This window comes from Williamsia muralis, assembly GCF_002735905.1.
Taxonomy (GTDB): Bacteria; Actinomycetota; Actinomycetes; order Mycobacteriales; family Mycobacteriaceae; genus Williamsia; species Williamsia muralis_A.
This window is the reverse complement of sequence record NZ_PEBD01000005.1, coordinates 253,564-266,427: the sequence shown is the minus strand read 5'-3', so window position 1 is coordinate 266,427 and position 12,864 is coordinate 253,564. Positions and strand designations below refer to the sequence as shown.

The window sequence follows — 12,864 nt, the reverse complement described above, 5'->3', positions numbered from 1 at the left end:
CTCCGAGACGCGACGCAGCGACCATGGGTGATTCGCACCGCGGTCAGTGCGCTTGGAGGAGTGCTCATGTGGGCCGCATTCCCGCCACGCGATCTCTGGTTCCTGGGCATCTTGTCGCTGGCGTTGCTCGCAGCCGCGCTCAGAGACGTTGTTCGATTCCGCGAGGGATTCTGGTACGGATTCGTCTTCGGCCTCGGGTTCTTTCTCCCGCTGCTGCCCTGGATCGGGGTGTATGTGGGGCCGCTCCCGTGGGTGGCGTTGGCAGTGGTGATGTCGCTCTACACCGGGTTGTTCGGCGTGATCGCCTGCCGTACTACCACCTGGCCCGCGGCACCGTTGTGGTTCGCGATCATGTGGGTAACCGTCGAGTGGGCGCGTTCATCATTCCCGTTCGGCGGGTTTCCCTGGGGCCGCACAGCTTTCGGTCAAGTCGGTGGGCCGATGCTGTCACTCGCCTCGATCGGGGGTGCACCTCTGGTGTCGTTCTCGGTGGCCTTGACGGGGGCAGCGCTGACCGCAGTGATCGGGGCGGCGATCCGACGGCCGGTCAGATGGCAGGCCGTGGTGCCGGTTGTGGTGCTCGCGCTCGTCACACCGATTGTCGCGGTCGCCCTGTGGCCCTCTGTAGACGGCAGGAACAGTTCCGACGATGAGATCACCGTGGCCGCGATTCAGGGCAACGTCCCCCGGCTGGGCCTCGACTTCAACGATCAGCGTCGGGCGGTCCTGGACAACCACGTACGCGAGACCCTCCGTCTGGCTGCCGCGATCGACGCCGGTGACGCCGTCCGTCCCGACATCGTGGTGTGGCCCGAGAACGCCTCCGACATCGACCCCACCGCGAATGAGGATGCAGCCGAAGAAATCACGGCGGCCTCAGCAGCTGTCGGCGCCCCGATCCTGGTGGGCACGCTCGTCCGGAACGCTGACGGACGCCCGACGAACACCGTGCTGGTGTGGGACGGACGGCGCGATTCCGGAGACCAGATACGTGGCCGGTACGACAAGCAGATCATCCAGCCGTTCGGCGAGTACCTGCCGTGGCGAAGCTTCTTCACCCTCTTCTCCTCATATGCCGAGCAGGCAGGCAATTTCCGCGCCGGCACCGGCCCAGGTGTTGTCGACGTCGAGACCACCGGTGGACAGAGCGTGACCGTGGGGGTGTCGACGTGTTGGGAGATCGCGTTCGACCGTTCGGCACGTAAGGCCGTGCAATCGGGGGCCCAGTTCCTCTCGGTGCCCACGAACAACGCCACCTTCGGACGCACGCAGATGACCTACCAGCAGTTGGCGATGTCACAGCTACGGGCGGTCGAGCACGGGCGCGCCGTGGTGGTGGCAGCAACGAGTGGTGTGAGCGCGATCATCGCGCCCGACGGCCACACCAGCTCACGCAGCGGGTTCTTCGAACCCGCGACCCTGCAGGGCACGATTCCGTTGCACACAGGCGAGACCGTCGCCACGAAAATTGGACCGTGGCCCGAACGATTGGCCGTACTCTTGGGCGTCTGCGCCTTTTTGTTCCTGCTGGCGCCAGGCATTAGGTTCAGGGGATGGTCAAAGGAGGAGCATGGTGACGGAGCCTGAGCACAACTCGCAGGCTGCGCGGCCGGTCGGGGCCGACGGGGCGGGCACCCTGGTGATCATCCCGACGTTCAACGAGATCGAAAACCTGCCGTTGATCGTCAAGCGTGTGCACGCAGCGCAGCCCGCGGTGCACATTCTGATCGTCGACGACAGCAGTCCCGACGGCACCGGCGAACTCGCCGACAAGCTGGCGGCAACCGACGGCGCTGACCGCATCCATGTGATGCACCGCACCGTGAAAGACGGTCTCGGCGCCGCTTACATTGCCGGCTTCAAGTGGGGCCTGGCTCGCGACTACACCGTCTTGGTGGAGATGGATGCCGATGGCAGTCATGCTCCGGAGCAGTTGCATCGACTGCTCGACCGCCTCAACGAGGGTGCCGACCTGGTGATCGGGTCTCGGTACGTTCCGGGAGGAACGGTGGTCAATTGGCCGCGGCGACGCGAAATTCTCTCGCGGGGTGGCAATGTCTACTCGAGGCTGGCGCTCGGGGTCAAGATCAAAGACATCACCGGAGGGTTCCGCGCGTATCGCCGCCATGTGCTGGAAACACTCGACCTGTCGTCTATCGAGTCGCACGGCTACTGCTTCCAGGTGGACCTCGGGTGGCGGACGGTCCAGGCCGGGTTCGATGTCGCTGAAGTCCCCATCACGTTCACCGAGCGCGAGCTGGGGGAGTCGAAGATGAGCGGGAGCATCGTCCGCGAGGCGGCCTTCAAGGTCCCTCGCTGGGGACTGACCCACCGGATGGCCAAGCTCCGCCGGAAATGACAAACGCCGCGGCACCGTTAGGTGCCGCGGCGATGTCGTGAACTGACCGGACTAGCTGGCGCCCCGGCGACGAGCTTTGAGCAGGTCCAGGCGCTCGGCGAGCAACACCTCGAGCTCCTCTTCGCTTCGACGTTCGAGCAGCATGTCCCAGTGGGTACGCGGCGGCTTGACCTTCTTCTCCTCCGGCTCGGCACCTTCCAGAATGGTGCCTTCCATACCGTTCTTGCACGGCCACGTCGACGGGATCTCGGCGTCATCCGCAAACGGGACGTCGAAGATCTCACCATTGTCGGTGCGGTACTGGACGATGCGCCGGGGAGCAAGGTCATGATCGCGATCGGTCTCGTAGCTCACCGCTCCGAGACGGCTGCCGCGTAGGACTCGATCTGCCATAACTACTGTCCTCTCGTTGGATTACCTATCCATCTTACGCGCGTTGCGGGACCACGTGCGAAATACGTCCTCGAGACGCCGCGGTCGCTCCGCGAGTTCGGGTCTGCAGCCCGGTACCGTCATCGTCTATGGATCATTCGTCCACCACGGCGAGACGAAGCCGGACCCGCAATTCCTGCTCATGGTGCGGCCGCGAGGTCATCGAGTCGGAGATGGGCCGTCGTCGCAAGTACTGCAAGCAGTCCTGCCGCCAACGCGCATACGAGCAACGCAGTCTGGTCGCCGGTTCTTCCATCCCGGCCGATGCAGTGGTTCTGAGCGCGGGCGAAGCCGATGAACTGATCGAGCGGTTGTTCCGGTTGCGGTGCGCCGCCGAGGACATTGCTACGGCAGTTGCCGAGGAAGCCGACAGATCCGAACTCGCCGAGCTCGGCGCCGAGTTGGTGGCTCTGGCCAAGGAAGCCGAGCGGTGGCGCTGACGGATCCGACGGGTCTCGCTACAGCTGTCGCCGTGCCCCGGGCTGCGGCGCCGGGTCGGCGAGGCGGGCGACGATCTGACGCGCTTGCGGTGATTGGGGCTCGATCTGTTCGGGCCTCACCGACCATTGCAGACCCACCCAGGGGTCGTGCGCCGTGGCGTCCGCGGACATCGGGAACATCAGCGTGCGGTCGGCGATCATGCTGACCAGCGGGTCGGCGTCATGCTCATCGACCGCGCCTGACAATACAAACGACCAGCCCAGCCGGCCGCCTCTGTCGATGATGCGCAACAACCGTGCCATCGTTGCGGCATCCCATCCGAACGGCAGGTCCGCGATGACAACAACCCTGTTGTAGACGTCGGCGACGTCCCCGGCTTCCAACGCCATCTGCGCCAGTTCCAGAGACGATTCCAGCGCGCCCAGCCGGTCGACCATCACGTCGGCGGACGTCACTGCCGCGGAGCCGAGCAGCGGGGCGAGTAGATCCGACAGTGGGGCAAGCGAACCGGTGAGGTCGAACACATCCACTGCCACGGACCTGGCCGCGGTTGTCGAGGAGTTCGGTACGGTCCGCGCGGCGACGAACAGTCGCAACACCAAGGACGTGACTGCGGACAGGGCAGGCAGATCGCCGTCCAGCACCCAGATCGGGCGAGCGATGGGTGTCGGTACGCAGAAGGGCAGTCGTAGCTCGCCACGTTCAGGAGCTGCGAACTCGCCGATGCGCACACCGCTCGCGGGTGGTCCGTTCAATCGTGTCCAGGCCGGCGATGTCCACGACGCCATCGCCGGCGGCAATTGGGGATCGAGGGCTGCCAGCTCTGCGATCAGGATTTGTGAATCGGCATCGAATCGCTGTCGCGCAGCGGCGATCAGCTCGTCGCAGCGACGTTGCGCCCGTTCGCGCTGGTGCGAGGCTGCGGGTGAATTACGTTGTGCCGGATCAGAGATCGCGTCGCTCAGCTCCTGATCGAGACGATTGATCGCAAATGCCTCCGCTTGAACGTATCCCGCTGCCGACCGGGCCGCATCTTCGAAGACCACCTGAGCGCGGGCAATGGCAGCGGTGTAGTCCGATCCCAAGACCACCGATGCCGGATCCAGTTCGCCACGTGAATCGGGTTGTGCTGCAGCAGTCCCGGGAACCTTTACTGGCGCACTCGATTTCGGTTCCGGCGGGTCGTCGACGTCCACGCCGTGACTCGTGAGCAACTGGGCGAGCCCGCCACTATAGCCCTGACCCAGAGCACGAACCCGCCAGCGCCCGGCGCGTTGGTAGAGCTCGAAACACAGCAACGCCGTCTCGCCGTGCGCCGGTCGGACATCGAAGCCGAACAGGACCTCGCCGTCCGGTAACCCGGTCAGTTCCGCGAGCACCCCCGAGCCCGGGGCCGGCTCCGAGCTGACGGCGCACAGTACGGTTGCGCCGCTCCGGATGCCGTCCAAGTCGACCGTGAGCTGCGGGCCGTCCAGCCGTACCCCGCCTGTCGCGGATTGGTTGTAGAACACCACATCAGCGGAATCACGGACCCGGAGGTCGGAATCCACGACAAGACCCACCAGGTCGGCGTCCGCGCCGGTGGCCGCCACCCGAAAGCTGATGTGCGACAACTCGATCGGCGCATTTTGGCCGGCGACCAGCTTCGTCATCTCGCCTCGATCCTCCCCGGGCTACTTCATGTAGTCGTTGGAGAGGAATCGCTGCAGCTGCGGAAGCGCTTCACCGGCATGCCGGGCCGTGATGCCCTCGCCGATCGCCTGCAGCTTCCACGTGCCACCCTCGCGGAACACCTTGGCCATCACCACACCGGTATAGGGCATCCCACCGGCCAGCGTGTACCTGGCCAATTCGGCCGTGTTGGTCTGGTCGACCAGACGACAGAAAGCGTTCTGCACCTGCTCGAAGGTCTGCCCCTGGTAAGAGGTGACGATGAAGATCAAGGCGTTCACGTGGATCGGCACCCGCGTCAGATCCACCGTGATCACCTCGTCGTCGCCTTCGCCCTCGCCGGTGAGGTTGTCCCCGAGATGGCGGATTGAGCCGTCCTTGGATGTGAGCTGACCGTAGTAGGCGACGTCGGCCACCTGTGTGTCGGCGAACATGACCACCGACGCATCCAGATCGATGTCGGCGCTGCGATTGCCGAACATCTTCTTGACGGTCACCGGGTCCCAGCCCAGCCCCATCTGGATGTTCGTCAGTGCCACGCCGCCGTCTTTGTTCAGCGACACCCGCTGGCCCTTGGCGAGACTGACCGGGCGGTCTTTGCTCAGACTCACCTCTGGCCTGCCGGCGGGCGCTGCCGGCGCTGCGGGCGCGGCATACCCAGGTTGCTGGTTGTATGCCGGCTGCTGCTGGGGGGCGGCCTGCTGGGGCGGTGGGAAGTTCTGTTGCGGCGGGGTCTGCGGGGCCGAGGTCGGTTGGCGGGTATAGCTCGGGGGTGCGGTGTTCTGCACCGGCTGAGAAGGCGGGGGAGGAGGCGGCGCTGCAGCGGGCGACGGGGCATCGTCCACCGACACACCGTGATCGGTCACGAGTGCGGCAAATCCTCCCGCGTAACCCTGTCCGACCGCGCGAACCTTCCAGTCACCGCCCCGGCGGTACACCTCGAGCGCGATGACGATGGACTCACTCGACAGGCCGTCGATGCGGTATTCGTACAGCGACTGTCCACCCGCGGAAACCCGGGCGACCGGCGGCGCGACCGCGCCGAATGTGCCGTTCTCCAGCGTGATCACCGCTCGGACCTGGCTGATGTCGGCAGGCACCGCAGCCAGCGAGATCGACAAGGTGCCGACGCCGGCCCCCGGCTGCAAAGTGACACCCGGTCCCGACGGCTGGTTGAAGAACACGAAGTCTGCGTCTGTCCGGACCTTGCCGCTGTCGGTGACGAGCAGAGCGGACAGGTCGCCGGCGGTGGCAAGGTCGACCGTGATCTCCACCGTCGGTGCGGACAGCGGACCGTTTTGTCCTTTGACCAGATTTGTTGTCATCGCCTGAGCCCTTCGTTGGGTGTGGATTGTTTCGCGATACCGGGGGCCGGGAGCGCGCTCGCGCGAATGTCCGATTCGCCAATGCCCCCCATTGTGCCTGTCTGCTCCAGCATCCAGACCAACATCTCTTCTGAGGCGGCCAGACCGCGCCCTGCGGTGACGGCGACATTGGGATGAACCCAGCCGAGTTCTTCCAGTTCGCCGTGACGTGGGCGGATCGCCGCATCCGCTGCGACGAGCATCGGTTGATCGAGCACCCCGTCGCCCGCGGCAAACGTCACGTCGGGGGGCGAGTCGAGTCTCGTCCTAACCTCGTCGATGGCCAGTTGCTTGGTCACGGGGTCAGGCATCACGTACACCTTGCGGCCCTGGCGGGACACGTTCCAACCCAGTTCTGCAGCCCAGCTCGCCCAAGCCGGAACAACGTGCGGCGGAAGGAGATCGAGCTCCACCACCACGTAACAGAACAGACCGTCGGCGATCCGCATGGTCCGCAGCCACGGGGCGTCGGTCGCATCCTTCGCGAGGCGGGCGAACACCTCGTCCACACCCACTGCGAGCCGGTCCAGCAAAGAGGCAACCCGCCTGCTCCATTCCGGGTCGGGGTGGCCGTCGACGAGGATGTTGCCGCCGTTACTGGTGATGGCGAAGCGGGGAACGCCGATCGGCAGTCGGATGCGCCGATACTGCTCGACCGTGCGGGTGGTGGTCGGTACCACATCCGAGGCGGCGTGCAGGTCGCAGAGGAGGGTCATCGACATCGTCGACATGAATGACTGCGGGCGGCCCTGGTACATCTCCACGCACTGCGCTGCAGACAGCACCGCATCGGCGTCTTCGCCCGGGCCGGCACCCTCGGCGATCGCATGGGCCGAGTAGATCAGGGTGCGGTCGAGATCCAGCGTCACCAGAGCACGTCGAGACGCGGTGGTCGATGGCGTGGTGCTTGTGGATGTCACCGGAGTTCTTTCACCAATCCCATGCAGCTGTACGCGAGGTCAGGCACCACTTCGACGGGTACGTCGCGTGCGTCGGCGAGAACTCGGATGTGTTCGTGTTCGGGGTCGTCCGGGGTCCGGACGAGAACACGCCACGGTACCCGGCGGAGAAGGACCCTCGTTGTCTCACCCACCCCTGGTTTGACGAAATTGACCGACGATATTCCGTAGTGCGCGCGTACGGCCTCCACCGATTGCCAGCCCGACCAGGTCGGCGTTCGATCAGATGCCTCGATCGCCGCCCGACGGATCGCCGCTTCGTCGGCGGCGGCATCGAACTCGCGGGCAACCGCGTCGAGCAGCACCCCTGAGACATCCTGATCGGCGAGTTCGGCATAGAACTTCGCCCCGTGGAAGTCGGCGGGACCGATGAGCTCTTCGTTCAGAACGGTGCGCGAAACCAGCCCGGAGACAGTGGAATTGAGGCACGCCGAGGCGATGAGGAAGTCGTCCCGCGTCCCGAATGTGCGCACGCAGGAGCCGGGGTCGGCGAGTACGGCGAGCTCCGGGTCGAACACCGGGCCACCTTCGGCGGCCAACTGCGCCAGCGCTTCATCGAGTTCACGTGCGATCGCCCCTTTCCCTGTCCACCCGTCGACGAACACCACGGACGCAGGTTCATGGTGGGTTGCCAGGTATCTCATGGCGTTCGCGTCGATCCCCCGGTCGCGCACGATCGAGACCGCATAGTGGGGGAGCTGCAAACCATGGCGTTGCGCCCAGCGCCGCATGAGAATTCCCACCGGGGTTCCGGCTCTGGCCAACGACACCAGCACGATGTCAGAGCCTCGCTCGGCCAGCACGAGATCGGTCACCGCACCGACTGCTACCGCCAATCGTCGCGCGCTGCCGGCCAGGACTCGATGGAACAACTCCTGGTATGCCGCGTCCGGCTGGAACTCAACCGGGAGAGACTCCGCGTAGTGAGCCACGCCCGCTTGAATCCTCTTCTCGCGGAGGGCGACGTCGCCCTCGAGCGGAACGTGCGAGAGGTCCTTGAGCAGCCACCGAACCTCGTCGGCGGCATAACTGCCGAAATCGGGCCCGACGAGGGGCTGTTGGTACGTCACGGCGCTCTGCTCTGTCATCCGTCCGTCCTCTCCGCACGCAGCGACCGGTAGTCGGTCGCAGGGACGACGACGAGGAGCAGGTCGTCGCCGCGTGCGCTCATCGCATCCACCAGCCCACCGGGCCCGCTCAATGCCGTTGTGTCCGCTGGAGAATCGACGATCATCACGACTCGGGCGCCGTCGTGGTCTTGAGTTGCGTTGTACAGGTACCTGTCTCGAGCGTCATCGGGCTCCGGAGCTTGGAAGTGGTATCCCCGACGCAGTGGGTAGGTGGGGTCGTCGATGACGTGGGCCGGTGAACGGGTTGTGGTTTGACTCAAGACCGGGGCGTCACTCCACACAGACAACTCGGCCGCGATCCGCTGGGGAAGGTACATCAGCTCCTCATGCCCGATGACCACTGTCGGCCGGGTGGCGTCGAGGCGGCCGACAACTCGTTGCGCCACATCCGTGACCGCACGATCGAAGTGCGGCCAGTCGGACCTCGAGAATCCGTACCGTCCGCCGTCGGGAACGTGAGATGGCCATGCCACGTCCAGTCGCTCGACGTGGCCCCGCTCGCGCGCAGCGGGCGGCGAGGGTGCCGGGAGTTGCAATACCCGATCGGTCAGGTCGGGCGGGATCGATGTCGTCCCTTGCGCAAGGCTGATGAAGTGGACGGACGTCCCGAGCGCGTCAGCGCGCTGCTCACATCGCACCATGTCGTCACTCGTTCGCATGTCGACCAGCGACGCGACGACATACAGCGACCGCGGATGGATTTCTTGCATCGAACGGATCGCATCCAAAGCAGTTGCACCGGTGGAGATCTCGTCGTCGACGAGCACAACGGGCAGATCGGTGGAGAGAACCGCAGGATCGGTGGGGACGATGAGATGGTCGGTCGCGTGCGAGTGCCCTTCCTCGAAACGCGCTGTCACCGGCACATCGGCCGCGTTACGTCGCGTCGATTGCAGGTACATCGTCGCGCCGATTCGCCGAGCGACTGCGTGACCGAGCCCGGTGGCCGTCTCCGCGAATCCGAAGACCAGCCCGTCGCGTTGCCCTCGATCCGCGAGTGCGCGTACGGCCAGATCGCCGAGATCGTCTGCCGCGGCGAAGATGTTCGACGGGGCGACCGGTATGTGCTTGCCGAGGACGGTGGACACCCAGAGATGTGCCCGCCGGGGATTGCGCCGGAGGCCGGGCCGGATCAGATCCTCGACCCGCCACGATCGGTACCCGGACCCGTGGGTGGCGGACAGGCCGAATCTGGTTGTGGCGTAAGGGGTTGCAATCGTTGTCGAGTTGTCGCCGATTGTCGGGACGTTCATCGGTCGACCACCGAGGTGAGCAGATCCACGACGCCGATCTCCGGTTGCAGCACCCCGAAGACCTGCGCTCTGATCAAAGTCTTGACCGCCCAGTTCCGATGGGGCCGACGTTCGTTCATCTTGTTCCGGTACGCCGACGGCTCGACCCCGCCCGCGTCGTCGACCCCGAGCACCGCCACCGCATCGACGTACTCCTCGTGCGGTACCGCACTCATCGAGTGGACGACGTTCACATGCGATGGATGGATCACCGTCTTTCCCTGCAACCCGTTCGCCCGATCGAGGACCAGCTCACGCAGCAGCCCGTCGAGGTCTCGGCTGACGAGGTGCGTGCGGAATCGGACTGCGTCGATCTGCTCGAAAGGCGTGTGGCGCAACAGGGGCCGGAACATCCTGTCGTGGGTGTTGTAGTACTCCCAGACCGGTCCGGTGATGGTGAACCCGGTGCCATCGGCTCGCCCGAGCACGTTCACGATCGAGCCGATGACCTCGGCGACCGGATGAACGTCATAGATGGTCAGGTCCGGGTCACGGCGGATCCCGAGCGCACCACACATGTCGGTGCCACCGATCCTCACCGCGAGCACCTTGTCACGGTGCTGGGCCAGTACCTGGCGGATCGTCTCCAGAGCGTATGCACGCGACTCGAGATGCAGGACCGAGGTGGACTCGATGATCGGCATCGCGTACAGCACCCGTCCGATCCGTGTGCTCGCGGCACCGATCCGGTCCAGGTGGTCACCACCATCGGTCGCGGTGAACTTGGGCAGCACAAAACCGGAGAGCACACCGACCCCTGCAGCGAGTCTGGCGACGAGTTCATCGATCTGCTCGGCGCGGCGCACCCGGACGAACAGCATCGGTACCCGCTCGGCGCGAAGGGCCAGGTCGTCCAGCACCATTGCGAGATTGCTCATCGCGAGTTCCACGTCGTGGTCGGCGATCGCGTCCTCGAGATCGATCACCATGGACGTGGATCCACTTCGTGCCTGGCGGAGGATCAGCTCGGCCAGACGCTCCCGATTCGCCGGGATGTACAAGGTTGCACCGAGGGCCACGCTGAGGAGTTCGGGGGTCGCATCCACATCGATTCGATCCGGTAACCGGTGAAAAAGGCGTTCTCGCTCTTTCGGGTCGAGATCGGCGAAATGCTCGATGTGATTGGTCGGACCACCATGGGCCTGCGCCCCGTCACCACGGCTACCTTCTGTGCCGTCGGTGAGTGTTCTCTCGATCATGAACGCCGCGCCTCGTCCTTCATCTTGTTCACGACTCCGGTCACGAAGTCGGAGATGGCCCGAAGGTCCACCAGATAGCCCCAGTAGTCGGGGTGCCGCCCGGTCAGTGTGGCAACGGCCCGGTCCACGCGCAAGACCTGGGCGTCGAGGACCGAGCCCCACTGTTCGACCAGTCCGAGATTCACCGCCAGGAGTTGGGCGTCTCGGATCTGGAAGCGAACCCTACCGGCCGCAGCCGGCGGATCCTTCTGGACCACACGAAGTTCATTCAATCGATCGGTGACGCCATCCACCAGTTGCTCGGCGTTTGCCAGAGCCGAACGGGCGCGAGTGATCGCCGCCAATGCAGCTTCCGGATCGGACTTCATTTCCTCTGCGGCGGTATCGATTTCAGCGGCTGCCGCGTCGATGTCCCGAGCGCTGCGCTGATCGTGGCCGATCAGGTCCTTCGAACACGCCGCACTGAACTCCCGCAGCAGTGCCGAGTACGCCTCAGGCATGCGTGCGCTACGGTTTCGTACCGCCGACAACCTCGTCCGGACCGAGGCGAGCGCAGCGGTGGCCTCCCCGACCCTCGTCGGCGCACGGTCGACCGCCTGACTCAACTTCTCGGTGGCGGCAACAAGAGCGGCAGCCCTGTTCCTCAAGCCGGCCCGGTCGCCGCCCCCGCCCGACACCTCGAGTTGAGCCGCCTCCAGCTGCAATCGTGCTTGATCGTGTTGTTCGCGAGCTGTTTTGACCGACGTATACGAGAGTTGGTCGGCGGGGAGCGTGCTCAGCCGGGTGAGCAACTGATCCGACTGTGTTCGGGCCCTGGCAGCTTCATCGGGGACCGCTGCGTAGGAGGTCCGGGCGTGTTCGATCTGGGTGGAGTTACGTTCGTAGAACCGGTCGAGAAGCTGGATCGCTTCGACGATCCGGGTCATCGTGCGCTGCACATCGCCGAGTGTGGTGGTGGCCGCATCCTGGCCGCTCACTGTCAGATAGTCGTTGATGGTCGCGTAGCAGGCCTCGCGAACCGGAGCGAATGCCCGGATCAGTTCGGCCGACATGCCGAGTGCCGCCGCGGCTTCGACCCCGTCGGTGATGATGGACAAGCGTTGATCGAGTTGGAGAAACGCACTGACCATGTCGCTGCGCGCGCGGTCGATGGCGTCAGTGGGCCTGCCACCGACGCTTCGGTCCTCTCGTCGAAACCAGCCCCGGGCCACAGCCGCATCCTACTGGGACCAGGGCCCGGTACCCGGTGAGCTGAACGCGATCCCAGGACAGTTGTGCTCACCGGCGTGTCATTCGAACAGCTCCGGTGAATGGTCCTCACACTCCCGCCGATGTCCACTTTCACGTACGGTTACTCACAAGGAGCGGCTCCGGAGGGACCCGCTCATCGTGGTCTGCTTCTACGAAGTTTTGGAACAACCTCACGAAAGGGTTACTGACATGGGCGTCAGCTTGAGCAAGGGTGGAAACGTCTCGTTGACCAAGGAGGCTCCGAACCTGACTGCAGTCGCGGTCGGACTCGGCTGGGACATCCGTTCCACCACCGGCACGGACTTCGACCTCGATGCCAGCGCCATCGGCGCCGGTGGCGACAAGAAGGTCGTCTCGGACCAGCACTTCGTGTTCTTCAACAACCTGCGCTCGCCCGACGGTGCGATCGAGCACACCGGAGACAACACCACCGGTGAGGGTGAGGGTGACGACGAGGTCATCAACGTCGATCTGGCTGCGATGCCCCCGAACATCGAGTCCGTGATCTTCCCCGTCTCTATCTACGATGCCGACGCTCGCTCGCAGTCGTTCGGTCAGGTTCGCAACGCCTACATCCGCGTCCTCGACCGTGCCAACGGAAACGAACTCGCCCGCTACGACCTCTCCGAGGACGCGTCCACCGAGACGGCCATGGTCTTCGGCGAGCTGTACCGCAACGGGGCCGAGTGGAAGTTCCGCGCAATCGGTCAGGGGTACGCCTCCGGTCTGGCCGGAATCGCACGCGACTACGGTGTCAACGTCTAGT

At 65.0% G+C, this 12,864-nt stretch carries 12 protein-coding genes; 4 read left to right on the top strand and 8 right to left on the bottom strand.

All coding sequences use genetic code 11. The features are described 5' to 3' along the window. Positions 1–66 precede the first annotated feature (66 nt). Positions 67–1,587, top strand: coding sequence for an apolipoprotein N-acyltransferase (gene lnt / locus CSW57_RS08025; RefSeq protein ID WP_099382471.1), 1,521 nt, complete (start codon positions 67–69; stop codon positions 1,585–1,587). Further along, positions 1,571–2,359 carry a polyprenol monophosphomannose synthase gene (locus CSW57_RS08020; protein ID WP_099382294.1) on the top strand — a complete coding sequence of 263 codons (789 nt, stop codon included), beginning with the start codon at positions 1,571–1,573 and terminating at the stop codon, positions 2,357–2,359. Before lnt ends, CSW57_RS08020 begins: the two co-directional genes overlap by 17 nt. A gap of 51 nt (positions 2,360–2,410) precedes the next feature. On the opposite strand, the gene CSW57_RS08015 is transcribed toward CSW57_RS08020, so the two are convergent. Then, positions 2,411–2,752 carry an RNA polymerase-binding protein RbpA gene (locus tag CSW57_RS08015; protein WP_023959187.1) on the bottom strand — a complete coding sequence of 114 codons (342 nt, stop codon included), beginning with the start codon at positions 2,750–2,752 and terminating at the stop codon, positions 2,411–2,413. 128 nt (positions 2,753–2,880) lie between these two features. Here CSW57_RS08015 and CSW57_RS08010 point away from each other — a divergent pair, with 128 nt between their 5' ends. Further along, positions 2,881–3,231 (top strand): hypothetical protein, encoded by a 351-nt coding sequence (locus tag CSW57_RS08010; RefSeq protein WP_023959185.1) that lies wholly within the window; start codon positions 2,881–2,883, stop codon positions 3,229–3,231. Between the two features lie 18 nt (positions 3,232–3,249). Here the strand turns inward: CSW57_RS08010 and CSW57_RS08005 are convergent, their stop codons facing one another. Genes CSW57_RS08005 through CSW57_RS07975 form a run of 7 tightly spaced genes read right to left on the bottom strand, consistent with a single transcriptional unit; the run spans position 3,250 to position 12,058 of the window. Continuing rightward, positions 3,250–4,884, bottom strand: a complete 1,635-nt coding sequence (locus CSW57_RS08005; protein WP_099382293.1) for a TerD family protein — start codon at positions 4,882–4,884, stop codon at positions 3,250–3,252. Positions 4,885–4,905: 21 nt separating this feature from the next. Continuing rightward, positions 4,906–6,228, bottom strand: a complete 1,323-nt coding sequence (locus CSW57_RS08000) for a TerD family protein (protein WP_099382292.1) — start codon at positions 6,226–6,228, stop codon at positions 4,906–4,908. Continuing rightward, entirely contained in the window at positions 6,225–7,187 is a 963-nt protein-coding gene (locus tag CSW57_RS07995) for an HAD family hydrolase (RefSeq protein ID WP_223249120.1), read from the bottom strand. Before CSW57_RS07995 ends, CSW57_RS08000 begins: the two co-directional genes overlap by 4 nt. Further along, entirely contained in the window at positions 7,184–8,314 is a 1,131-nt protein-coding gene (locus CSW57_RS07990) for a cysteine protease StiP family protein (protein ID WP_099382291.1), read from the bottom strand. The genes CSW57_RS07995 and CSW57_RS07990 overlap by 4 nt, the downstream gene beginning before the upstream one ends. Continuing rightward, positions 8,311–9,609: a phosphoribosyltransferase family protein gene (locus CSW57_RS07985; RefSeq protein ID WP_099382290.1), complete on the bottom strand. Its 1,299-nt coding sequence runs from the start codon at positions 9,607–9,609 to the stop codon at positions 8,311–8,313. Before CSW57_RS07985 ends, CSW57_RS07990 begins: the two co-directional genes overlap by 4 nt. Then, entirely contained in the window at positions 9,606–10,847 is a 1,242-nt protein-coding gene (locus tag CSW57_RS07980) for an HpcH/HpaI aldolase/citrate lyase family protein (RefSeq protein WP_099382289.1), read from the bottom strand. The genes CSW57_RS07985 and CSW57_RS07980 overlap by 4 nt, the downstream gene beginning before the upstream one ends. Further along, the gene (locus CSW57_RS07975; protein WP_143696499.1) at positions 10,844–12,058 is read right to left on the bottom strand and encodes a hypothetical protein; all 1,215 of its coding nucleotides are present in this window, start codon (positions 12,056–12,058) and stop codon (positions 10,844–10,846) included. The genes CSW57_RS07980 and CSW57_RS07975 overlap by 4 nt, the downstream gene beginning before the upstream one ends. 229 nt (positions 12,059–12,287) lie before the next feature. Here CSW57_RS07975 and CSW57_RS07970 point away from each other — a divergent pair, with 229 nt between their 5' ends. Then, entirely contained in the window at positions 12,288–12,863 is a 576-nt protein-coding gene (locus CSW57_RS07970; RefSeq protein ID WP_099382287.1) for a TerD family protein, read from the top strand. Position 12,864 lies beyond the last annotated feature (1 nt).